Annotated in this window: 20 protein-coding genes and 1 tRNA gene; 10 read left to right on the top strand and 11 right to left on the bottom strand. The window is 61.5% G+C overall.

Going from position 1 to position 21,112, the window contains the following annotated elements:
• Positions 1-112: 112 nt before the first annotated feature.
• On the bottom strand, positions 113-2,350 hold the full coding sequence (locus LKD37_RS13515; protein WP_302929677.1) for a hydratase: 2,238 nt from the start codon (positions 2,348-2,350) through the stop codon (positions 113-115).
• A gap of 458 nt (positions 2,351-2,808) precedes the next feature.
• Here LKD37_RS13515 and LKD37_RS13510 point away from each other — a divergent pair, with 458 nt between their 5' ends.
• From LKD37_RS13510 to LKD37_RS13495, 4 genes are read left to right on the top strand one after another with little or no spacing between them, the layout of a single operon-like run.
• Positions 2,809-3,180, top strand: a complete 372-nt coding sequence (locus tag LKD37_RS13510; RefSeq protein ID WP_302929676.1) for a BlaI/MecI/CopY family transcriptional regulator — start codon at positions 2,809-2,811, stop codon at positions 3,178-3,180.
• A gap of 2 nt (positions 3,181-3,182) precedes the next feature.
• Positions 3,183-4,529 carry a M56 family metallopeptidase gene (locus LKD37_RS13505; protein WP_302929675.1) on the top strand — a complete coding sequence of 449 codons (1,347 nt, stop codon included), beginning with the start codon at positions 3,183-3,185 and terminating at the stop codon, positions 4,527-4,529.
• A 42-nt stretch (positions 4,530-4,571) separates the two neighbouring features.
• The gene (locus tag LKD37_RS13500; protein WP_302929674.1) at positions 4,572-7,793 is read left to right on the top strand and encodes an ABC transporter permease; all 3,222 of its coding nucleotides are present in this window, start codon (positions 4,572-4,574) and stop codon (positions 7,791-7,793) included.
• Position 7,794: 1 nt separating this feature from the next.
• Positions 7,795-8,454, top strand: coding sequence for an ABC transporter ATP-binding protein (locus LKD37_RS13495; RefSeq protein WP_302929673.1), 660 nt, complete (start codon positions 7,795-7,797; stop codon positions 8,452-8,454).
• Between the two features lie 97 nt (positions 8,455-8,551).
• Here LKD37_RS13495 and LKD37_RS13490 read toward each other — a convergent pair whose 3' ends face one another.
• Positions 8,552-9,100 carry an OB-fold protein gene (locus LKD37_RS13490; RefSeq protein WP_302929672.1) on the bottom strand — a complete coding sequence of 183 codons (549 nt, stop codon included), beginning with the start codon at positions 9,098-9,100 and terminating at the stop codon, positions 8,552-8,554.
• Positions 9,101-9,229: 129 nt separating this feature from the next.
• On the opposite strand from LKD37_RS13490, the gene LKD37_RS13485 reads away from it, so the two are divergent.
• On the top strand, positions 9,230-9,439 hold the full coding sequence (locus LKD37_RS13485; protein ID WP_302929671.1) for a helix-turn-helix domain-containing protein: 210 nt from the start codon (positions 9,230-9,232) through the stop codon (positions 9,437-9,439).
• 172 nt (positions 9,440-9,611) lie between these two features.
• Here LKD37_RS13485 and LKD37_RS13480 read toward each other — a convergent pair whose 3' ends face one another.
• From LKD37_RS13480 to LKD37_RS13465, 4 genes are all read right to left on the bottom strand, one after another.
• Positions 9,612-11,042, bottom strand: coding sequence for a glycine--tRNA ligase (locus tag LKD37_RS13480; RefSeq protein WP_302929670.1), 1,431 nt, complete (start codon positions 11,040-11,042; stop codon positions 9,612-9,614).
• 247 nt (positions 11,043-11,289) lie between these two features.
• Positions 11,290-11,751 carry a GNAT family N-acetyltransferase gene (locus LKD37_RS13475; protein ID WP_302929669.1) on the bottom strand — a complete coding sequence of 154 codons (462 nt, stop codon included), beginning with the start codon at positions 11,749-11,751 and terminating at the stop codon, positions 11,290-11,292.
• 12 nt (positions 11,752-11,763) lie between these two features.
• Entirely contained in the window at positions 11,764-11,925 is a 162-nt protein-coding gene (locus LKD37_RS13470) for a hypothetical protein (protein ID WP_302929668.1), read from the bottom strand.
• 87 nt (positions 11,926-12,012) lie between these two features.
• Positions 12,013-12,177 carry a hypothetical protein gene (locus tag LKD37_RS13465; RefSeq protein WP_302929667.1) on the bottom strand — a complete coding sequence of 55 codons (165 nt, stop codon included), beginning with the start codon at positions 12,175-12,177 and terminating at the stop codon, positions 12,013-12,015.
• Between the two features lie 103 nt (positions 12,178-12,280).
• On the opposite strand from LKD37_RS13465, the gene LKD37_RS13460 reads away from it, so the two are divergent.
• On the top strand, positions 12,281-12,523 hold the full coding sequence (locus tag LKD37_RS13460) for a helix-turn-helix domain-containing protein (RefSeq protein WP_302929666.1): 243 nt from the start codon (positions 12,281-12,283) through the stop codon (positions 12,521-12,523).
• A 202-nt stretch (positions 12,524-12,725) separates the two neighbouring features.
• On the opposite strand, the gene rpsT is transcribed toward LKD37_RS13460, so the two are convergent.
• Positions 12,726-12,989 (bottom strand): 30S ribosomal protein S20, encoded by a 264-nt coding sequence (gene rpsT / locus LKD37_RS13455; RefSeq protein ID WP_022177591.1) that lies wholly within the window; start codon positions 12,987-12,989, stop codon positions 12,726-12,728.
• A 200-nt stretch (positions 12,990-13,189) separates the two neighbouring features.
• Between rpsT and gpr the strand changes: the two genes are divergently transcribed.
• Positions 13,190-14,017 carry a GPR endopeptidase gene (gpr, locus tag LKD37_RS13450; protein ID WP_302929665.1) on the top strand — a complete coding sequence of 276 codons (828 nt, stop codon included), beginning with the start codon at positions 13,190-13,192 and terminating at the stop codon, positions 14,015-14,017.
• Here the strand turns inward: gpr and LKD37_RS13445 are convergent.
• The 4 genes from LKD37_RS13445 to ymfI all read right to left on the bottom strand — a co-directional run bounded on the left by LKD37_RS13445 (position 13,998) and on the right by ymfI (position 18,638).
• Complete coding sequence (locus LKD37_RS13445) at positions 13,998-16,103, bottom strand: heavy metal translocating P-type ATPase (RefSeq protein WP_302929664.1); 2,106 nt, start codon at positions 16,101-16,103, stop codon at positions 13,998-14,000. The genes gpr and LKD37_RS13445 overlap by 20 nt on opposite strands.
• Positions 16,104-16,106: 3 nt before the next feature.
• Positions 16,107-16,364: a DUF6110 family protein gene (locus LKD37_RS13440; RefSeq protein ID WP_302929663.1), complete on the bottom strand. Its 258-nt coding sequence runs from the start codon at positions 16,362-16,364 to the stop codon at positions 16,107-16,109.
• 312 nt (positions 16,365-16,676) lie between these two features.
• A complete protein-coding gene (prfB, locus tag LKD37_RS13435; protein WP_302929662.1) occupies positions 16,677-17,801 on the bottom strand; it encodes a peptide chain release factor 2 in 1,125 nt (374 codons plus the stop codon).
• A 102-nt stretch (positions 17,802-17,903) separates the two neighbouring features.
• A complete protein-coding gene (gene ymfI, locus LKD37_RS13430; RefSeq protein ID WP_302929661.1) occupies positions 17,904-18,638 on the bottom strand; it encodes an elongation factor P 5-aminopentanone reductase in 735 nt (244 codons plus the stop codon).
• A 109-nt stretch (positions 18,639-18,747) separates the two neighbouring features.
• Here ymfI and LKD37_RS13425 point away from each other — a divergent pair.
• From LKD37_RS13425 to LKD37_RS13415, 3 genes are all read left to right on the top strand, one after another.
• A tRNA-Val gene (locus LKD37_RS13425) sits at positions 18,748-18,823 on the top strand.
• A 206-nt stretch (positions 18,824-19,029) separates the two neighbouring features.
• Positions 19,030-20,115: a leucine-rich repeat domain-containing protein gene (locus tag LKD37_RS13420; protein WP_302929660.1), complete on the top strand. Its 1,086-nt coding sequence runs from the start codon at positions 19,030-19,032 to the stop codon at positions 20,113-20,115.
• 130 nt (positions 20,116-20,245) lie between these two features.
• The gene (locus LKD37_RS13415; protein ID WP_302929659.1) at positions 20,246-21,052 is read left to right on the top strand and encodes a hypothetical protein; all 807 of its coding nucleotides are present in this window, start codon (positions 20,246-20,248) and stop codon (positions 21,050-21,052) included.
• The last annotated feature ends 60 nt before the right edge of the window (positions 21,053-21,112 follow it).

Raw genomic sequence — 21,112 nt, 5'->3', positions numbered from 1 at the left:
ACTTCTCAGTCTGCAAGTGTGGAATTTGTTCGCTTTCAGCGAACAAATTATGCGCGCGGCAGACTGCAAGCCTTTTGTCAAAAAAGGGCGAAGCCCTTTTTTGACAAGCTGATTACATTCTGGCGGCGTAGTAGTTCATCAGGCAGCCGTCCAGGATGATCTCCTTCTCATCCTGGGTCAGGCCCCGGACGTGGAGCAGCAGGTCATGGGTGCTGCCGTCGCGGCAGATGACCTGGGCGGGGATGTCCTCTGCGCCGTTTTCGATGGCGGCCCGGATGCCGGGGACGAACACGCAGTCGCCGGGCTGATAGTCGAAGGGCGTGCCCTGGTCGATGGTGAAGGGCAGGATGCCCCAGTTGATGCAGTTGCTGCGATAGCGCTTGGTGGCGTATTCATAGCAGATGTTGGCGAAGCCGCCCAGCACCTTCTGGCAGGAGGCAGCCTGCTCCCGGGCGGAGCCGTCGCCGGGCTTGTTGGCAAACACGCAGGAGCCGAACTGGGTGTTCTTAGCCAGCGCCTGGGCATCGCCCACCCGGCCCAGAACCTCCAGCAGACCGGCGGGGACGTCGCCCTGGCGGCGCTGGGCCTCACGGGCGGCTACATCCTTGGCCCGGGGCACATACTCCGGCACCCGGCGGGACAGGGTGAACTCCGCCAGACGCAGGGGGTTGGAGCGATAGGAGGAGGTCTCGCCGGAGGGGATCAGCTCGTCGGTGGTGGTGACGGGATCGTGGATCACGGCGGCCAGCTCCACCAGCAGGTTCTCGGTGAGATTGTACATCTTGGGCCAGTCGGTGATGTTGGGGCCCATCACCAGCTCCACGCTGGGATCGGCCTTGCCGAAGCCGTAGTACAGGCGGTTGTCATACACTTCCTTGTCGAAGTGATACTCGTGGTGGACGGGGGTATAGTCCACGTCGGTGGCGGCGGTGATGCGTCCGCCGTTGGCGGCGGTGGCGGCGATGGACCGGGCGTCCATCAGGCACACGGCGGCGAACTGTCCCTCGCCGGGCTTGGAGCCCTCGCGGTTGGGGAAGTTGCGGGTGGTGTGCCGCAGGGACAGGCCATTGTTGGCGGGCACGTCCCCTGCGCCGAAGCAGGGACCGCAGAAGCTGGGCTTGATGATGGCGCCGGAGGCCAGCAGGTCGGCGGTGGAGCCCACCTTCATCAGCTCCAGGGACACGGGCACGGAGGTGGGGTACACGTCGAAGCTGAAGGCACCGGAGCCGGTATAGTGGCCCCGGACGATATCCGCCGCCTCGGTGATGTTGTCAAACAGACCGCCGGAACAGCCGGCGATGACGCCCTGGTCGGCCCAGACGGCGCCGTCGTGGATCTTGCCGGTGAGCTGGGGGTTGGCCTTGGGGAAGCGGCGCTTGGCGTCGGCCTCCACCTTGGCCAGCAGCTCCTGGGCATTTTCCAGGAACTCGTGGATGGTCCAGGCGTTGGAGGGGTGGAAGGGCAGGGCGATCATGGACTCCATCCTGGACAGGTCGATGGTGATCATCTTGTCATAATAGGCGTCCTGGCCCGGGTGCAGGGGCTTGTAGTCCTCGGGCCGCTTGTGGGCCTCATAGAAGCCCCGGGTGACCTCGTCGGTCTCCCAGATGGAGGACAGACACGTGGTCTCCGTGGTCATCACGTCGATGCCATTGCGGAAGTCGATGGGCAGACTCTGGATGCCGGGGCCTGCAAACTCCAGAACGCAGTTGTTCACAAAGCCGCTTTCAAAGGTGGCCTTCACCAGGGCGATGGCCACGTCGTGGGGGCCAATGCCCTGCCGGGGCTTGCCGGTGAGATACACCAGCACCACCTTGGGCATGGGGGTGTCCCAGGTGTTCTTCAGCAGCTGCTTGGCCAGCTCCGGGCCGCCCTCGCCCACGGCCATGGTGCCCAGGGCGCCATAGCGGGTGTGGGAGTCGGAGCCCAGGATCATGGAGCCGCACTTGGCCATCTGCTCCCGGGCGTAGGAGTGGATCACGCTCTGGTTGGCGGGGACGTAGATGCCGCCGTACTTCTTGGCGGCGGACAGGCCGAACATATGGTCGTCCTCGTTGATGGTGCCGCCCACGGCGCACAGGCTGTTGTGACAGTTGGTCAGGGCATAGGGAATGGGAAATTCCTTCATGCCGGAGGCCCGGGCCTGCTGGATGATGCCCACATAGGTGATGTCGTGGGACACCATGGCGTCAAACCGGATGCGCAGCTGCATGGGATCCGGGGACTCGTTGTGGGCCTGCAGGATCTGCCAGGCCATGGTCCGGCGGCGTGCTTCCTCCTGGGCCGTGGCTGCCGTCTCCTGGGGGACGCCGTTTACCAGGTACATGCCGTGGTCGGTGAGCTGGATCATAATGGATTTACCTCCTACACATTTCCTCTGCGGCGGGCGCAGAGTCCTTCTTTTTCTGGTCCATGTTAAATGTAGCACACCCGCCCGGGGTTGTGAATCGGTTTTCCGCAAAAATCCCGCCCGGGGCGCATTTTCTCCATTAAGCACATGAAAACACCGAATGGTTTGGTAAAAATGCGTTCGGTGCAGGGAAGACTTGCAAAATGTTTCGTCAGAATAGAATCTGTAGCCCGGTTTACAAAATCACAAGGCGGGCGTCCGGTTTCATACTGCAAAACCGGCAAGGGAAATTGCACAAATTTTCCGTCTCAAGGATAAACTTGCGACACCTGTGCGTATGTGACAAACAAAAAGAGCAGGAATACACGATTCCACGCTTTAACTTGACAAAGGGATTGGCGTATGATAAGCTGATAGGAGTTTACAACACGTCAACTATATAAAGGAGGTCATTTAATATGCGTGTTCGCGATATGGAGATCGGTGAGGTGCAGGAGCGGTTTGCCAACCTGGTGTGGGACCACGAGCCCATCCCCTCCGGCCAGCTGGTGAAGCTGTGCGAGCAGGAGCTGAACTGGAAAAAGCCTACCACCTATACGGTGCTGCGGAAGCTGTGCGAAAAGGGGCTGTTCCGGAATGAGGACGGTCTGGTGTCGGCGGTGCTGACCCGGGAGCAGTTTGCCTCCCGCCGCAGCGAGCAGTTTGTGGACAACGCCTTCCACGGCTCCCTGCCGGCCTTTGTGGCGGCCTTTACCGCCCAGAAGGGCCTGTCTGCCCAGGAGGCGGAGGAAATTCAGCAGATGATCGACAAATTCCGGAAGGAGGAGTGACCGTGCTGAGCCGGATCTTCCTGGCGGTGGCGGGTATGAGCGCCAACGCCGGACTTCTGGTGCTGGCCATCCTGGCGGTGCGGCTGGTGACCCGGCGGCGGATGCCCAAGTGGGGCAACTGCCTGCTGTGGGGGCTGGTGGCGGTGTGCCTGATGTGCCCGGTGCTGCCGGAAAGCGTTCTCAGCGTCCGGCCCCAGCCGGGGCAGGCGGCGCTTCCCGCCGCCGCGGCCATGGAGACGGCCTCCCCCGGAGCGGGGATCACCCTGACGGACCTGGCCTGGGTATGGCTGGTGGGCATGGCGGCGGTGCTGGGCTGGGCGGCTGTGAGCTATCTGCGGCTGCGGCGGCAGGTGGCGGCCTCCATCCGGGTGGGGGAGCAGGTTTACCTCTGCGACGACATCTCCTCCCCCTTTATCCTGGGCATTTTCCGGCCCCGGGTGTATCTGCCCTCGGGGCTGGAGGGGGAGACCCTGCAAAGCGTGCTGCGCCACGAGGGGGCCCATCTGCGCCGCCGGGACCACTGGTGGAAGCCGCTGGGTCATCTGCTGGTGGCAGTATACTGGTTCCACCCCCTGATCTGGGCGGCGTATGTCCTGCTGTGCCGGGACATTGAGCTGGCCTGCGACGAGCGGGTGGTGCGGGATATGAACCGGGCCCAGCGGGCCGCCTATTCCCAGGCCCTGCTGGACTGCGCCATGCCCCGGCGGCGCAGGCTGGTGCTGTGCCCCCTGGCCTTCGGCGAGGTGGGGGTCCGGGACCGGGTGAAGTCGGTGCTGCACTATCGCCGTCCCGGGGTGTGGCTGTCGGCGGCGGCGGTGCTGCTGTGCGCCGCGCTGGCCATGACCTTCCTCACGGAGCCAAAGCCCGCCCGGACCGGGGTATCCCCGGAGACCGCTTCCGGTCAGACAGACCCCGACCGGCTCCGGGAGACCAGCTCCAAGGCCCTGATCGTCTCCTCCACCCTGGACCCCGCCGCCCAGCGGATCAGCTACACGGTGCAGCTGACGGAGGAGCCGGAGGACTGGATCGCCCAGAAGCAGTGGTACGGCGTGGCCAGCTACGCCGACGTGGAGATCTTCTACCCCGAGGCGGGGTCTTACTATCGGCAGACGGATGTGCCCCATCTGCGGTTTTATGAGTGGGGCCTTGCCGACCAACCCACGGACCTGGAGTCCCAGCGTCCGGACACGGACACCCGATACGATGATTACATCGTGGATTCCGTAACGGTGCTCAGCGTGGATGGGGAGCAGCGCTCGACCTTCCGCCGGGTGGGCCAGTCCCTGCTGCTGGAGGAGGCCCCGCATTACTCCGGCGGCAGCGTGTCCTTCCACGCCTGGCTGCAATAACATCCATTACATAACGGAAATCAAAGAAGGGGGGAAGGCCGTATGTTTGCCAGACACGGCATTCAGAACGCCCTGCGCACCCGCAGGAGATCGGTGGCATTTCTGCTGCTGATGACCCTGCTGGTGACGCTGCTGGGCACATCCCTGGGGCTGAGCTTCGCCCTGCAGGAGACCCTGCGCCAATGCCGGGAGAATTATTCCACCATCGGACTGGTGGAGTATCTGGGCCCGGGCTATCCCTCCACCGCCCGGGTGGTGGAGGACGCCGGAGAGGTTCTGGCGGAGTTTGAAAGCAGGCTGGACCGGTCGGACCCGGCCCTGGTGGACTGGGAGCCCACCCGCATGGCCCTGGGCTATACCCCGGCGCTGGAGTCGCTGACGGACTACTCCGTGCTGGAAAACCGCTTTGCGCTGGTGATCCGGCTGACGGAGCAGGCCACCCGGCGCATCAAGGGCCAGGACCCGGATTTCTATCCGCTCCTGGACCCGGACGGTCAACTGGTCTGGCAGTGGGGCACGGGTACCCCGGACCGGGAAGTGAAGCTGCCGTATTACTATGCCAACGTCGTCGAGACTCTGTTCAGCGGCGAGCGGCTGGCTGCGAATCAGCCGGTGCTGCTGGACGTGCAGGAGGGCAGCAGCGCCGACCTGAGCCAGGATTACAATATGCCCTCGGACACCATCTGGAAGGCCGGGCACTACTATCTGGTCCAGGGGGTATACACGGAAAACGAGCTGCTGGGCCCGTCCTATAAGCTGCTGTCCCCCGCTCCCTATCAGGTCAACGGCGTGTCCCTGAGCCAGGTCAGCACCATCGACATCACCCAACCAGACGGCACCTGCGCCCAGCTGGACGGCAGCACCGATATCGAGGCCGTGGGCCGGACCTTCCAGGTCACCAGCCACAGCCTGACGGCCCAGGCCACGGACCGCCCGGCGGACCTGCTGCCCTTCCAGCAGGATGAGCTGACCCTGGTCCAGGGGGACTACTACGCCGCCGGCAGCAAGGGCTGCCTGATCTCCCAGTCCCTGGCGGACAGCCTGGGCCTGGGCGTGGGCGGCAGCCTGCCCCTGTCCCTGGCCGCCCGGGAGAACACCCTGGTCCCCTACAGCTATTGGAACAGTCAGGGCTTCGATGCCCAGGACACCTATACCATCAGCGGCATTTTCTCCGCCAACGAGGAATACGACTCCATGGTGTATATCCCGGTGCGGGAGGACGTGGACATGACGGTGAACCACTGCTCCTATACCCTGGGGCAGCTGCAAATTCGGAACGGCCAGTCCCAGGCGTATGTGGAGCGGCTGCAGCAGCTGCTGCCCGGCTCCGTCCAGATCACCGTATACGACCAGGGCTACACCGCCGTGTCCCAGTCCCTGGAGGATATGCTGCGGATGGTGCAGATCATCGCCGGGGTGTGCCTGGCGGTGGGTCTGGGCTTTTTGGTGCTGTTCGGCTATCTGCTGGTGTATCGCCAGCGGGGCGTGGGCCGCACCATGATCCGCGTGGGCGCTGCCCGGCGGAACGTGCATACCTATTTCCTGTTCTGCGCCGGAACGGTGGCCCTGCCTGCGGCGGTGCTGGGATGGATCCTCAGCCGGTGCGTGGGGCTGGGCGTTCTGAAGCTGCTGGAGCTGATGCTGGAAAACGGCGCATCGGCGGAGCTGTATTTCAGCAACACCGCCCTGGCCATGCAGCGCACGGCCACGGAGTATCTGGCGGCCCCCGGCTGGGGGATCCTGGCCCTGATCGCCCTGGCCACCCTGGTCCTGGCGCTGGTCTCCTGCCTGGTGTTCAGCGTGGTCAGCCTGGAGCGGCGGCATAAGCGCCGCCGGACCCGGCGTACCGCCCAGGGCGCCCGCTCCCGGAGTCTGAAGGGCGGAGCCCTGACCTATGCCCGGCTTTCGGCCCGGCGAGGGGGCTTCCGGTCTCTGGTGCCGGTGCTGGCGGGCATATGCGCGGCGGTGCTGTTCTGCCAGCTGACGGGCACCGTCACCCGCTATGACCATCAGCTGATGAAGCTGCGCTCGGACAGCTCCGTCCGGGGCTACCTGACGGATATCCGCGGCCAGTCCACCAGCGGGCTGGCCCTGGGCGACGGCGTGGTGGAGAGGATCAGCCAAATCCCCGGCGTGGCCGATGTGACCTATCTGACCACCGCGCCCTACTATTTCAACGGCTTCTACCGGGACGGCAAGTTCGCCGGAGGTCCCGGCCAGCGGGAGCAGCCCATTGGCTCCTTTGCCGCCGAGCGATATGAGGACGAGCTGCGGTCCGGGCCCAAGCTGGTGTTCACCAACAGCCTGAAAGGTGCGCCGGAGTTCCTGTCCCGCACCTCGGTGGAGGTGGAGTGGCTGGAGGGCTATGACGAGAGCTTCCTGGCCGCCGACCCCACGCTGGAGATCGACCCCAACACCGGTCACATCGTGAAGGATAAGCCGCCGGAGAACCGCTGCCTGATCCCCACGGACATGATGGACGAGTACGGCATCCGGCTGGGCGACTGGATCTGGCTGGAGACCATCACCTATCCCTACACGAACTCCAACGACACCCAGATCATCCAGGTGGCCTTCCGGGTGGTGGGAGCCTTTGTGCAGACAGGGCGGTCCAACAACATCTATGTGAACCTGGATATGCCCAAGTATTTCCTGGACCTGTCCATGGCCTCCGTTTATGAATGGAGCACCCAGGATCTGCCGGGCGGGACCATCCTCACCCGGGGCGGCATTTGTATGCGGCAGGCGTACAGCGGGGCCACGTTCTCCATCCCTAGCTGCACGGACCTGACCTCCGTGAAGCAGGCCCTGCACGACATGGGCCTGTCGGAGGTGGGGCGGATCAGCAGCATCCGCAACTTCGTCATCATCAACGACGCGGCGTACCTGACCACGGAGCGGGCCGCCGCCCAGCGCCTGTGGTATATGCAGCACCTGTTCCCGGTGGTGTATGCCATCGCCCTGGGCCTGGCGTATCTGCTGGCATTTTTACAGGTGCAGTCCCGGCGGCGGGAGCTGCGCACCATGCGCAGCGTGGGCGCGGACCGGAAAACCGCCTATGGGAGCCTGTTTTTGGAGCAGCTGATGCTGGCCGCGCTGGGAGCCGTCCTGGGAGCGGGCCTGTGCCTGGTCCTGGGCTGGGGCAGCAGGCTGGGCCTGGGCCTCACCGCCGCCTTTGCCGTGCTGTGGCTGCTGGGGGCCCATGGGGCCCTGTGCCGGGCCAACAGCCGCCATATTCTGAAAAACCGCAGGGAGGTTGAATGATATGCCGATTCTGGAATTGAAAGACGTGCGCTACAGCTACAGTCCCGAGAAGGTGGTGCTGCGGGGTGTGAACTGCGTCTTCGAGTGCGGCACCCTGTACGCCTTGGTGGGCAAGTCCGGCGCGGGCAAGAGCACGCTGCTGAGCCTGATGGCGGGACTGGACCTGCCGGAAAGCGGCCAGGTGCTGTTTGAGGGCACCCCCACCGGGGACATGGACCTGGACGAATACCGCCGCCGGAAGGCCGCAGTGATCTATCAGGACTTCGCCCTGTTCCCCATGCTGACGGCCCTGGAGAACATCGAGTACCCCATGGAGCTGTGCCATGTGGACGCCAAGGAGGCCCGGCAGCAGGCGCTGGCGCTGGCCCGGCGGGTGTCCCTGCCGGAGGAGCTGCTGGACCGCTATCCCACCCACATCAGCGGCGGCGAGCAGCAGCGTGTGGCCATCGCCCGGGGCCTGACCATGGACCGGCGGCTGCTGCTGGCAGACGAACCCACCGGCAACCTGGACAGCGAGAACAGCGACAACATCATCGACCTGCTGCTGAAGCTGGCCCATGACGAAAACCGCTGCGTCATCGTGGTGACCCACGACCTGTCCGTAATGGACCGGGCCGACGTGGTGTACCGCATCAACGACGGCCTGCTGGAGCGCCGGTAACGGGGAAACGCAGATAAATTGCAGATAAATTGCAGACAATTCGCAGATAGCAATAGGGAGAGGCTCCGGCCTCTCCCTATTGCTTTGGGCTTGCAGGTCAGTTGATGCTGTCTATGTTCATAGAAAAGCCCAAGACTTCGCCTACGCTGGTGATCCTGCCCCGTACAACAATGGGCGAATCGGTGCTGATCTCCATGATCTGCTGCTTCTGGGTGTCATTTTTTATATAACACTGAACAGTCTGAAAGATGTAGCTGTAATCATTCGGCGCAGCGCCCACGCTGATGTATTTTCCATCGCTGTCCACTACGCTCAGATAACCTTCGATCTCCACATATTGGTCCTTGAAGTCGGACTGTGCCTTCATGGCGTTGCTGGATAGTGCGTCAAACAGCTCGGTAACATTGTAGTGCGTGTAGGAAATGGGTTCCTCCGTACCAGACGGTGTGTTTGTATTGGGCTTGCTTTCGGAATTTGAACCGGAGACCCCGCCGATGATCCCAAGCACTACCACCACGATAATTGCCCAGAACCACCATTTCTTGGTGACAGGCCGCTTCACCTTCGCTCCGCACTGGGGGCAGGATTTTGCCGAAACAGCGATCTCCCCACCGCAGGACTCGCAGTTCGTCATGTTCTTTTTCAAGTTACTCTCCTCCTTATTTTTTTGCCGGGTTTTGACCCTGCTTTACATATAATAGTAAAGATATTTACTAAAGTCAATAGTAAATATCTTTACTTGCATATACTACCTCACAGAAAGGTGGGGTACGGCATGAATGCATATACCATAAACCTGCGAAATTTGCGGGAAGACCACGACCTGACTCAACAACAGGTGGCGGAATACCTGGGAACCTCACAAACAATGGTGGCCCGCTATGAACGAGAGGCCAGCGAGCTGCCTTTGCGGCACTTTATCCGGCTATGCCAGCTCTACAAGGTATCGGCGGATGAGGTGCTTGGATTGCGCCGCAGAAACTGAAGCAAGAGGGAGAGGCTCCGGCCTCTCCCTCTTGCGGTTGGGTTATTGTTTTTTCTTCTGGCGGGACTCGATCTTCTTTCCCGCCCACTGGGCCAGCTTCAGGCAGGCGGCGGCGGTGGCCGTCAGCAGTGCGCCGCCCAGGGCCAGCTGCTTTTTCATGTTCATGGCCGGATCAATAGGCCAGCTTCTCGGTGAGGTACGCCTTCAGCTCGCTGATGGGAATCCGCACCTGCTCCATGGTGTCCCGCTCCCGGACGGTGACGCAGTGGTCGCCGGGGTTCTCGCCGTCGCCCACGGTGTCAAAGTCCACGGTGATGCAGAAGGGGGTGCCGATCTCGTCCTCCCGGCGATAGCGCTTGCCGATGGAGCCGGTCTCGTCGAAGTCCAGCATAAAGTCCTTGCACAGGTCGTTATAGATCTCCATGGCGGGCTCCGACAGCTTCTTGCTCAGGGGCAGGATGGCCGCCTTATAGGGGGCCAGAGCCGGATGCAGGTGCAGCACCACGCGAACGTCGTCCTTGCCGTTCTTGTCCTGGCCCACCACCTCCTCGTCATAGGCGTCGCACAGCACCGCCAGGACGCTGCGCTCCACGCCCAGGGACGGCTCCACCACATAGGGGATGTACCGCTGGTTGGTCTCGGGGTCGAAATAGGTCAGGTCCTTGCCGGAGGTGTTCTGGTGCTGGGTCAGGTCATAGTCGGTGCGGTCCGCCACGCCCCACAGCTCGCCCCAGCCGAAGGGGAACAGGAACTCAAAGTCCGTGGTGGCCTTGGAATAGAAGCACAGCTCCTCGGGATCGTGGTCCCGCAGGCGCAGGTTCTCGTCCTTCAGGCCGATGGAAAGCAGCCAGTTGTGGCAGAAGCTGCGCCAATACTGGAACCACTCCAGGTCGGTGCCGGGCTTGCAGAAGAACTCCAGCTCCATCTGTTCAAACTCCCGGACACGGAAAATGAAGTTGCCCGGGGTGATCTCGTTGCGGAAGGACTTGCCGATCTGGCACACGCCGAAGGGCAGCTTGCGGCGGGTGGTGCGCTGGGTGTTGACGAAGTTGGTGAAGATGCCCTGGGCGGTCTCGGGACGGAGATACACGGTGTTCTTGGCGTCCTCGGTGACTCCCTGGAAGGTCTTGAACATCAGGTTGAACTGGCGGATATCGGTGAAATTATGCTTGCCGCAGGAGGGGCAGGGGATGTTGTGCTCCTCGATGAAGTCCTTCATCTCCTGCTGGGTGAAGGCGTCGATGGGCTTGGGCAGCTCCACGCTCTCCTGCTGGCACCAGTCCTCGATGAGCTTGTCGGCCCGGAAGCGCTCCTTGCACTCCCGGCAGTCCATCAGGGGATCGGAGAAGCCGGACAGGTGGCCGCTGGCCACCCAGGTCTGGGGATTCATGAGGATGGCGGCGTCCTGGCCCACGTTATAGGGGTTCTCCTGGACGAACTTCTTCCACCAGGCCTTCTTCACGTTGTTTTTCAGTTCCACGCCCAAAGGACCGTAGTCCCAGGTGTTGGCCAGGCCGCCGTAGATCTCGGAGCCTGCGAAGATGAAGCCCCGGTTTTTGCACAGGGCCACGATCTTGTCCATGGTCTTTTCCGTGTTTTTCATGTGTCAAATCTCCTTTATGTGATGTTTTTGGATGCAAAATAAAAGCCGCCCTGAGCCATAACAGCTCAGGGCGAACGAAATAACGTCCGTGGTTCCACCTGAATTTGGATACATCCACACTCTTGTGCCTGTAACGGGGCCTCCGGCGGGCATTTCCTCCCGCGGCTCCGGGCTGCCGCACCCATCATCGCCTGCAACAGGTTGAGAATAACACGTTTCCCCCCGGGAGTCAAGGAAAATTTGCGGCTTATTCCAGGGACATGACGTACACCTGGCAGGGGTTTCCTTCGTCCCACAGGGTGGGGAACACCTCAAACTCCCGGAAGCCCAGGGCCAGATAAAACCGGTTGGTCCGGTCGTACTCCTCATATTTCCCCATCTGCACGGTTTTCACCTGCATAAAGGCGTACCCGGCCCCGGCGGCGGCGTCCCTGGCCTGCCGGAACAGCTGGCGGCCTATGCCTCGGCGGTGATACTCCTTCCGAACGCCCATGACATACAGCTCCACAGTGGCGTTTCCCGTTTCCTTCAGATACAGAAAACCCACCGGCCTGTTCCGGTCATAGGCGCAGAAGAATATCCTGCCTGCGCTTTCCCGGATATACTCCTCCCGGGCCTCCGGAATGCCGAACCACTCCGGCAGCGCCTCCAGAATCAGGCGCGTTACGGCCTGTTTTTCCGCCGCATCGGTAAGCTGTCTGATCTCCATAAATCCCCTCCGTCACATGGGAGACGTGACCCACAGGTATCCCAGCACGGCTGTGCCGACGGCCATAACGGCCAGCGCTCCGCCGCCCAGGGCCTTGCGCCCGGACCGGAAGGCAATGACCGCAAGGCCGGTCAGGGCCAGACAGGCAAGCAGTAAAATAAAGGTGAATCCCATGGCGACCTCCTTAAAAACACATTGGAATGCCCTGTATTCTATCACAGAACCGGATCATCCACAAGCCTCCGCATGAAAATTTGCGGATTATTCCGCCGGGTCCGCAGTTTCTATGTATAGCTCCTCCGCATCCTCCAGCGCGCGGCGAAGAACGCTTGCATAGGGGATAGCCAGGGGAATCTGCTCCAAGGGGTCGATCACATCGTCCAAAGCTCCGCACAACAGGGCATACATTTTCTGATAGTCCGCCATTTCGCGCCTCCAAATCGTCTACGCATAGCCTATAGTAGCACGCGTAGCCTATTTTGGCAAGCCCTTTCGGATATGCTATAGGAAAAAGTCCGGGAGGTGCAGCATGAAAACCAACGAGGCGGTCCGGGACCGCATTCTTCGTCTTTGCCAGGAGCATGACATGACCATCAACCGGCTGGCCACGGTCAGCGCACTGCCGCCGTCCAGCATCAAGAACATCCTGTATGGGAAAAGCCGGAATCCGAAGCTGCTGACCATCAAGCTCATCTGCGACGGCCTGGGGATCACCCTGGGGCAGTTTTTCACCGCCCCGGAGTTTGACAACCTGGAGCAGGAACTGGAATAAAATAAGAAGGATGTCCTCAGCGGGCCGCGTCAACCCCGGCGGGTTCGGGCGGGGCACACGGGCCCTGTAGGCCCTCTCAGTCACCTTCGGTGACAGCTCTCCCAAAGGGAGAGCCAAGTCCGTAGGGCCCGCTGCCCTCAGCGGGCCACGCCCCCGGAAATAAAAAAGGACGTCCGGCGGGACGTCCTTTGGTTTGGTTTCATCAACCGATCTGATTCAGCTTCAGAGTCAGAGCGCTCTTCTTGTGGGCTGCATTGTTCTTGTGCATCAGACCCTTGGCAGCGGCCTTGTCGATGGACTTCACCGCGACCTTGTAAGCGCCCTCGGCCTCGGTGCGATTGCCTTCCACGGCAGCAGCCTCGAACTTCTTGATAGCAGTCTTCAGCGCAGACTTGTTGGCCTTGTTGCGAGCGTTACGAACCTCGGCGATCAGCACGCGCTTCTTAGCAGACTTGATATTCGGCAAACCAAACACCTCCCCGGCGATAAATTTTCGTGCACGGGCACCTAAATACCCAGGCAGGATAGTATTTTACCAGCTTTGTCCGAAAATTGCAAGCACTTTTTGAAATTTCTCTGCACTTTTTCGCATATTTTCTTTTCTCCGGGGGAAACTGGGCCATAGCCACAAGATTTAGTAGCATCAGGGGGGCGATGACCATAGATATGAGCACGACGCGGACGGACCTGGCCCTGGAGTCGGTTCAGGCCGCCTGTTCCGGGGCGGAAACGGGGACCATTTCCGGGGTACGCAGCCGGGAGCGGACCCGGGAGGGCTATGCCGTCACGGACATCCGGGTGGAGGATGAGGACGGGGCCCAGGCCCTGGGCAAGCCCGTGGGACGGTACGTCACCGTGGACCTGGGGCCGTATTTCCGCCGGGAGGCGGACTATTTCGACCGGGGAGTCCGGTGCCTGGCAGGGGAGCTGGCGGCGCTGCTGCCGGAGGGGCCGGTGCTGGCGGCGGGCCTGGGAAACCGGGCCATGACCTGCGACGCCGTTGGCCCGGCGTCCATAGACAACCTGCTGGTGACCCGGCACATGATCCGGGCCATGCCCCGGCAGTTTGCGGATTTCCGGCCGGTGGCGGCGGTGTGTCCCGGGGTGCTGGCCCGGACGGGGCTGGAGGCCCTGGAGCTGGTGCGGGGAGCCGTGGAGCGGGTGCGCCCGGCGGCGGTGATCGCCGTGGACGCCCTGGCCGCCCGGGACAGCGCCCGCCTGTGCGCCACGGTGCAGCTGTCGGATACCGGGCTGGTGCCCGGCTCCGGCGTGGGCAACCGCCGCAGCGCCCTGGACCGGGGCACCCTGGGGGTGCCGGTGATCGCCGTGGGCATCCCCACGGTGGTGGACGCCGACCCCCGGGCGGGGCTGTTCCTGACCCCCCGGGACATCGACCAGCGGATCCGGGAGCTGGGCCGCCTGCTGGGCTACGGCATCACCCTGGCCCTGCAGCCGTCCCTGACGGCGGCGGACGTCACCGCTCTGCTGGGGTAGGGGAGGGCAGCTCCGGGCTCAGGTCCGTCATGCTTTTCAGGCTGATGCCCAGGGTGGACATGTTGTGCAGCAGGGCGGAGGTGGTGGGCGGCAGAAGGCCCGCCACGCCCAGCAGGATCAGCGACAGGTTGAAGCCCACGATGAACCGGTAGTTCCGGTGGATCCGGGCCATCAGGGCCTGACTCAGCCGGCGCAGGGTCACCAGCTCAAACAGATCCTCCGAGGCGATGGTGATGTCGGCGATCTCCCGGGCAATGGCCGCGCCGGTGGAGATGGCCACGCCTGCGTCGGCCTCGGACAGGGCAGGGGAGTCGTTGACCCCGTCGCCCACCATGATGACGGTGCGTCCGGCGGCCTTCTCGCTGCGGATGAAGGCGGCCTTGTCCTCCGGCAGTACCTCGGCATACACGGCGTCCACCCCCACCTCCCGGGCCACGGCCTGGGCGGTCTGGCGGTTGTCGCCGGTCATCATCACCACCTTGCCGATGCCGCAGGCGTGAAGGGCGGCCACGGCGTCCCGGGCCTCCCGGCGCAGGGGATCGTGGATGCAGATCACGGCGGCCAGCTCCCCGGCGATGCACAGGTACAGGTGGGAATAGGCAGGGGAGAGGGTCCGGAACTTCTCGTCCTCCCCCTCCGGCACCCGGCAGCCCTCGTCCTCGAACACGAAGTGGGCGCTGCCGATGAGGACCTTTTCCCCCTCCACCATGCTGGAGATGCCGTGGGCCACCACATACTGCACCTGGGAGTGGTACTCCTCGTGGGACAGGCCCCGGGCCCGGGCCTCCTCCACCACGGCGTTGGCCATGGAGTGGGGATAGTGCTCCTCCAGGCAGGCGGCCAGCCGCAGCATCTCCTGGGGGTCACGGCCGCCGAAGGGCACGATCTCCGCCACCCTGGGGGTGGCGTAGGTCAGGGTGCCGGTCTTGTCGAAAACGATGGTGTCCGCCTGGGCCACGGCCTCCATGAACCGCCCGCCCTTGACGGAGATATGGTGTCCGCTGCACTCCCGCATGGCGGAGAGCACCGCAATGGGAATGGCCAGCTTCAGGGCGCAGGAGAAGTCCACCATCAGCACCGACAGGGTCTTGGTGACATTCCGGGTCAGCAGATACGTCAGCGCCGTGCCGCCCAGGGTATAGGGTACCAGGCGGTCCGCCAGCCGGGAGGCCCGGTCCTCGGCGGTGGATTTCAGCTTTTCGGATTCCTCGATCATGCGGACGATGCGGTCATACCGCCCGCCGCCGGAGGCCTTTTCCACGCAGACCACGCACTGGCCCTCCTCCACCACGGTCCCGGCGTATACATAGCTGCCGGGCCGCTTGGCCACGGGCATGGACTCGCCGGTCATGGAGGACTGGTTCACCATGGCCTCGCCGCCAGCCACCCGGCCGTCCAGGGGGATCACGCTGCCGGTGCGGATGACGATGCGGTCCCCGGCCCGGACGGCGTCGATGGGGGTCAGTACCTCGGTGCCGCCGGCCTGGAGCCAGACTTGGTCTACATGCAGGGACATGGCCCCGGCCAGATCGGCCACGGACTTCTTGTGGGTCCATTCCTCCAGGATCTCCCCCAGCCGCAGCATGAACATCACGGACCCGGCGGTGGCGAAATCGCCCCGGGCCATGGACACGGTGACGGCGGTGGCGTCCAGCACGGCCACGGACAGGCGGCCATGCCACAGGGCCGAAAGCCCCTCCCGGATGTACTTCACCGACCGGATGACGGCCAGCGCCGTGGTCACCGGCGCCGGAAGAAACAGCCGGGAGACCATGCGGCGGGCCACGGTCATGGTGAGCTTGTCCTCAAACTCCCGGTTCAGGGCCCGGGAGGTGTGCTCCGGCACCAGGTCCATGGCCTCCGCCCGGGGGAAGGAAAAGGCGGCCAGGGCGGCGATGACGTCCCCCCGGCCGCAGGCGAAGCAGACCACCGCGTCCCGGGTCCGGTCATAGACCTTCACCTCCGTGACGCCGTCCACCGCCCGCAGATAGTATTCCAGAACGTCCGCCTGGCGCAGGGTCATGGCGGGGCAGTGCAGGCGGACCCGCAGCCGTCCGGCGGACTCATGGAGAATGCTGCATTTCATGGCTTATTCCGCCTCGGAAGCATCCTCGATCACGGCGTCGGCCTCCTGTTGGGCCCGCTGCTGGTTGATGGCCTTGGCGTCGGCGTAGATATCCTCCGCGTTCTCCCGGACGGTGGTGACGGTCTCCATAACGCTGTCCTTGGCCCGCAGCACGGCGGCGGTGGTGTGGGTATAGACCTTCTTGGCGTCCTTGCTGGACAGGACCTTGATGCCGGCGGTGCCGAACAGCACACCGGCGGCGAACAGACCGAATTTCTTCATGATGTTACCTCCTATGGTTTGATGGCTTAAATTAGAGCAGTTTAACTCCTGGGGATACTATACCATTGCCCGGGGGAAAATGCAAGACGTTTTCAAAATAAACTGCACAAAATTGCGGAGTTCCTGCCGCAAAAAGCTGCAAATCTGCCGGAATCGGCAGTTTTCGGCGGAGCACATGGGCCCCGCCGCAGGGAACGGGGCGGCTTCCGGGATGCGTCCGTAGGGGCCGGGTTCTACCCGGCCCGAGAGCACCGGAACAAAAAGCCAGAGGCGGACCGGCGGTCCGCCTCTGGGGGGCATAGTCGAATGCAATTACTTTTTGATCTCGCCGTTGGCGGCGGCGGTCAGGTAGGCGTTGATAAACCCGTCAATATCGCCGTCCATGACGGCCTGGATGTTGCCCATTTCGTAGCCGGTGCGGGTGTCCTTGGCCAGGGTATAGGGCATGAACACATAGGAACGGATCTGGCTGCCCCACTCGATCTTCATCTGCACACCCTTCAGGTCGCTGACCTTCTCGGCGTGCTGCTGCATCTTCAGCTCCGCCAGCTTGGCCCGCAGCATCTTCATGGCGTTGTCACGGTTCTGGAACTGGCTGCGCTCCGTCTGGCAGAACACCACGATGCCGGTGGGCAGGTGGGTCAGGCGGACGGCGGAGGAGGTCTTGTTGATGTGCTGGCCGCCGGCGCCGCTGGAGCGGCAGGCCTGCATTTCGATGTCCTCGGGGCGGATCTCGATCTCGCTGTCGTCGTCCAGCTCGGGCATGACCTCCACGGCGGCGAAGCTGGTCTGCCGCCGGGCGTTGGCGTCGAAGGGGGACACCCGGACCAGCCGGTGGACGCCGTTTTCGCTCTTGAGGTAGCCATAGGCGTTGTCGCCCTCGATGAGGATGGTGGCGGACTTGATGCCCGCCTCGTCACCGGCCTCGTAGTCCATCAGCTGATAGGTGTAGCCGTGGCGCTCGGCCCAGCGGGTGTACATGCGGTAGAGCATCTCGGTCCAGTCCTGGGCCTCGGTGCCGCCTGCACCGGCGTGGAAGGTGAGAATGGCGTTGTTGGCGTCGTATTCGCCGGACAGCAGAGCCGCCAGACGGCGCTCGCTGATCTCCTTTTCCAGGTTGTCGTACCCGGCGGTGACCTCCGGCAGCAGGGAGGCGTCGTCCTCCTCCTGGGCCATTTCGCACAGGGTCACGGTGTCCTCCCACTCGGACACCAGCCGGTCATATTTCCTGATGCGGTGCTCCAGGCGCTTGATCTGCTGGGACACCTTCTGGCTGTGCTCGATGTTGTTCCAGAAGCCGTCCTGCTCCGTCTCGGCCTGCAGGTCCTTCAGCTCCTGGCGGTCCTTGGGGATGCCCAGGGCCTTCTCCAGCTCGCCCAGAGTGGGCTCCAGGGCCTGGAGCTTCTGTTTATACTCGTCGTATTCAATGACTGCCATAGTCGGTCGTCTCCTTATCGAAAAAAATTCCTTAGCTTATCTATTATAGCCGGATATGGCTGTTCTGTAAAGGAAAATATACCCGTTTCCGGGAACTTTTCTTCACAGGATGAAGCCGCCGTCGCAGGTGAGCACCTGGCCGGTGATGAAGGAGGCCCCGTCCCCGGCCAGGAAGGCCACGGCGTGGGCAATGTCCTCCGGCGTGCCCAGGCGGCCCAGGGGCGTTTCCTGAGCCAGCTGCGGCAGTACCTCCGGCGGCAGGGCATCCAGCATATCCGTGCGGATGACTCCGGGGGCCACGCAGTTGACCCGGATGTGGGTGGGGGCCAGCTCCATGGCCAGGGACCGGGTCAGGCCGATGAGCGCCGCCTTGGTGCAGGAGTATGTCACCTCACAGCTGGCGCCCCGCTGGCCCCAGATGGAGGAGATGTTCACGATGCAGCCTGCGTGCTGGTGGAGCATGTGGGGCAGCACCGCCTGGATGGTGTGAAAAGCGCCGTCCACGTTGACGGAGAAGTAGCGGCGCCACAGCTCCTCAGAGATGTCCTGGAACAGGGCCTGGCCCGCCACACCGGCGTTGTTCACCAGCAGCGACACCGGGCCGAAGGTGTCCTCCACTCGGCGCACCATGGCCTCCACCTGGTCCCGCTGGGACACGTCCGCCCGGACCATCATGGCCCGGCAGCCCTCCGCCGTCAGCTGCTCCAGCAGCGACCGGGCGCAGTCCTCCCGGACCCGATAGTTGATGCACACGGCCCAGCCCTGCCGGGCCAGCTCCGCCGCCACGGCCCGCCCGATGCCCCGGGATGAGCCCGTTACCAGCGCGATTTTTTCCATGATGTTTGTCCTCCTGGGTGGTTTTGAGGAGAGTATAGCAAAAAAAATGAAACTTGGCAAGAAAACTGTTGACAAATTGGGGCAGACCGTGTAAAATACATACTGTTCCGCGCGGTTAGCTCAGCTGGTAGAGCACATGCTTGACGTGCATGGGGTCACAGGTTCGAGTCCTGTACCGCGCACCATAGCTGAAAAGCCCTGAAACCACTAAGGTTTCGGGGCTTTTGTCATTCTGTTGGCTGGCTGTACCCCATCCGAACACCCGGGCGTGTCTTTTGACCCGGCAAAAAATATGATATATCGCTCACTGCAAACGGCCTGTTTTGACAGGCGCAGGATGACCTGGTATAATGAACCCGATAGATTGGGAGTTGAAAGGGAGAATGCATTTATGAAAACCTATACTTATGCAGGCGATTATTCCAACATTGAAACTCGGGACCCTCTTTTAGAAGAGGGTATTCTTAGCGGTCAATACGGCACATTGCATTTTAAACAATGTGTAGATGGATATGCTATATATAACTCTTCTTTTCCGGGAAGCGGTTTTGTCCCTATCGTAACTGCTGCCAATATAGGATATCCGAATTATATTAACGGGATCCCTGTGACCGAAGTTCATAACTCAGTTAACGTCTTTAATAATTTTGGGAATCCGATCGCCATTGAAGGTCGTAACTTGAAACGAGTGTATCTGTACATTGGACGCAAACCGAGAGGAGACAACCTGCGTAATGATGCTGCAAAGATGATAATGGCCATGTTGGACTCAATGGACGGGAACCGAGAAAAATCCGATCCGCTCAAAATATCGATTGAATTTTACAACGAAGGAAACACTGTCGACTTTTGCGAAATAAGATATGACAAAAGGTGTATCTTGAGTCATGTTGCATCTAAAAGACTGGAAGTAGTTGCACCTTCTGTCATTCTGGCAGACAAAGCATATGGATTTCTTGAGTACGCTGCGTTTTCAGGGCGCGTTCATCCATATACATATAGTGACTGGGATGGTGAAAGAGAAAATACGGACTATTTTGAAAACATAGAAAGTTTAAGATTTGTCGACGGATCACTGAGCGGAAATGTGTGTTGGAGCTTTAGCGGGTGCAAATCGTTGGAACGAGTTCATCTGGCAAACGGGATACAAAAAGTTCCACCTCGCGCATTTGCTGATTGTTCTTCCCTTACGGATTTGTACATACCTGATACAGTTTCCCAAATAGGAGAATATGCCTTTGCCGGTTGTACAAAATTAGCAAGAATTCATTTGCCCTCCAATATCACAAAAATTCCCAAGGGCCTCTTTATGAACTGCTCTTCCCTTGAAAAATGCTATCTTTCTGATAGCATCGAAGAGATTGGGGGTGAAGCATTTATTGGATGTACTGTGCTGCGAAAACCTTGGATTCCAAAGGGAATTAAAAAAATTGATGCGACTGCATTCGACGATTCATCATGGGCTAAAATTTTTTGATCATTTCCCAATGTTTGTACGCATCAGTATCTAACAGGAAAATTTCATTTGTCTAACCAATCAGCAGCAGTTCCGTTTCCCGCCTGTCACCGAACGACCCCCATCTCAACAATTATACAGGAGAATGCCCATGATCGTGACAATCGATTCCTTTGAGAAATACCGGGCGTTCATCCAGGACATTTCGCGTGACCCATTCTTTTGTGACCCACATTTCACATATGACCCCGATAATCTTTACGGTTCACTGCACCGGAAGGACGAATCCGCATTTGCCGTTGTGACAGACGGGACCGTGCAGGGCCTGTTCGTCTGGCTGATTCTTCCCGACCGGCGGTACATGGAGATGCTGATCGGGCTGACAAGGTCTGAGGCGGCCTTTTCCGAGATGCTGTCCCATCTGGCGGAAAGCTATCCGGGCTATCAGGCCGATTTTGTGCTCAACCCGAAAAACACGGCCCTATTTCGCGTTCTGACCGGGAAAGGCGCTTATTTTGACAGGGAACAGCAGAAAATGCTCCTGACCGGCCCTGCACCCGCCGTATCAACGGACTGTGTGGAGCCATACGCGGAAAAGTGGCAGGCCCAGTACCGCGCGCTGCATCGCACGGACACCTACTGGACGGCGGAGCGCGTCCTTTCGGCGCCGGAGCGGTTCCGGGTTTTCCTCGCCGTGGAGGACCGGCAGCTTCTGGGATACCTGGACGTTACATACGGCTGCGATATAAATGAACCGTATGATCTGTTGGTCAGGCCCGGACTGCCTTTCCGGAAATATGCGGTCCCCCTGCTGGCAGAGGCGGTCAGACGAAACGGGCCGAACCGGATGATGGCGCTGGTTTACACAGACGCGGCGGAGGAAATCGCGGCCTACGCTGCGTCCGGATTTGAGAAGGTCGAGGGGCAGAACAGCGTGTACGCCTCTTACCTGCTCTGATAAACGGGCGCTCTCTGATGGTGCAGATGGATAACTACAGCGACTATCTGCTGCTGTGGA

Origin of the sequence: Brotocaccenecus cirricatena (assembly GCF_020687045.1) — a bacterium.
Taxonomy (GTDB): domain Bacteria; phylum Bacillota; class Clostridia; order Oscillospirales; family Oscillospiraceae; genus Vescimonas; species Vescimonas cirricatena.
Note: the sequence above shows the minus strand (reverse complement) of the source record. Positions and strands in the feature narration are given on the sequence as shown.

Excerpts from the sequence above, each read along its gene's own strand:
- LKD37_RS13515 (WP_302929677.1), bottom strand. The coding sequence starts at position 2,350 with ATGATCCAGCTCACCGACCACGGCATGTACCTGGTAAACGGCGTCCCC.
- LKD37_RS13510 (WP_302929676.1), top strand. The coding sequence starts at position 2,809 with ATGCGTGTTCGCGATATGGAGATCGGTGAGGTGCAGGAGCGGTTTGCC.
- LKD37_RS13500 (WP_302929674.1), top strand. The coding sequence starts at position 4,572 with ATGTTTGCCAGACACGGCATTCAGAACGCCCTGCGCACCCGCAGGAGA.
- LKD37_RS13495 (WP_302929673.1), top strand. The coding sequence starts at position 7,795 with ATGCCGATTCTGGAATTGAAAGACGTGCGCTACAGCTACAGTCCCGAG.
- LKD37_RS13485 (WP_302929671.1), top strand. The coding sequence starts at position 9,230 with ATGAATGCATATACCATAAACCTGCGAAATTTGCGGGAAGACCACGAC.
- LKD37_RS13480 (WP_302929670.1), bottom strand. The coding sequence starts at position 11,042 with ATGAAAAACACGGAAAAGACCATGGACAAGATCGTGGCCCTGTGCAAA.
- LKD37_RS13475 (WP_302929669.1), bottom strand. The coding sequence starts at position 11,751 with ATGGAGATCAGACAGCTTACCGATGCGGCGGAAAAACAGGCCGTAACG.
- LKD37_RS13470 (WP_302929668.1), bottom strand. The coding sequence starts at position 11,925 with ATGGGATTCACCTTTATTTTACTGCTTGCCTGTCTGGCCCTGACCGGC.
- LKD37_RS13465 (WP_302929667.1), bottom strand. The coding sequence starts at position 12,177 with ATGGCGGACTATCAGAAAATGTATGCCCTGTTGTGCGGAGCTTTGGAC.
- LKD37_RS13460 (WP_302929666.1), top strand. The coding sequence starts at position 12,281 with ATGAAAACCAACGAGGCGGTCCGGGACCGCATTCTTCGTCTTTGCCAG.
- gpr (WP_302929665.1), top strand. The coding sequence starts at position 13,190 with ATGAGCACGACGCGGACGGACCTGGCCCTGGAGTCGGTTCAGGCCGCC.
- LKD37_RS13445 (WP_302929664.1), bottom strand. The coding sequence starts at position 16,103 with ATGAAATGCAGCATTCTCCATGAGTCCGCCGGACGGCTGCGGGTCCGC.
- LKD37_RS13440 (WP_302929663.1), bottom strand. The coding sequence starts at position 16,364 with ATGAAGAAATTCGGTCTGTTCGCCGCCGGTGTGCTGTTCGGCACCGCC.
- prfB (WP_302929662.1), bottom strand. The coding sequence starts at position 17,801 with ATGGCAGTCATTGAATACGACGAGTATAAACAGAAGCTCCAGGCCCTG.
- ymfI (WP_302929661.1), bottom strand. The coding sequence starts at position 18,638 with ATGGAAAAAATCGCGCTGGTAACGGGCTCATCCCGGGGCATCGGGCGG.
- LKD37_RS13420 (WP_302929660.1), top strand. The coding sequence starts at position 19,030 with ATGAAAACCTATACTTATGCAGGCGATTATTCCAACATTGAAACTCGG.
- LKD37_RS13415 (WP_302929659.1), top strand. The coding sequence starts at position 20,246 with ATGATCGTGACAATCGATTCCTTTGAGAAATACCGGGCGTTCATCCAG.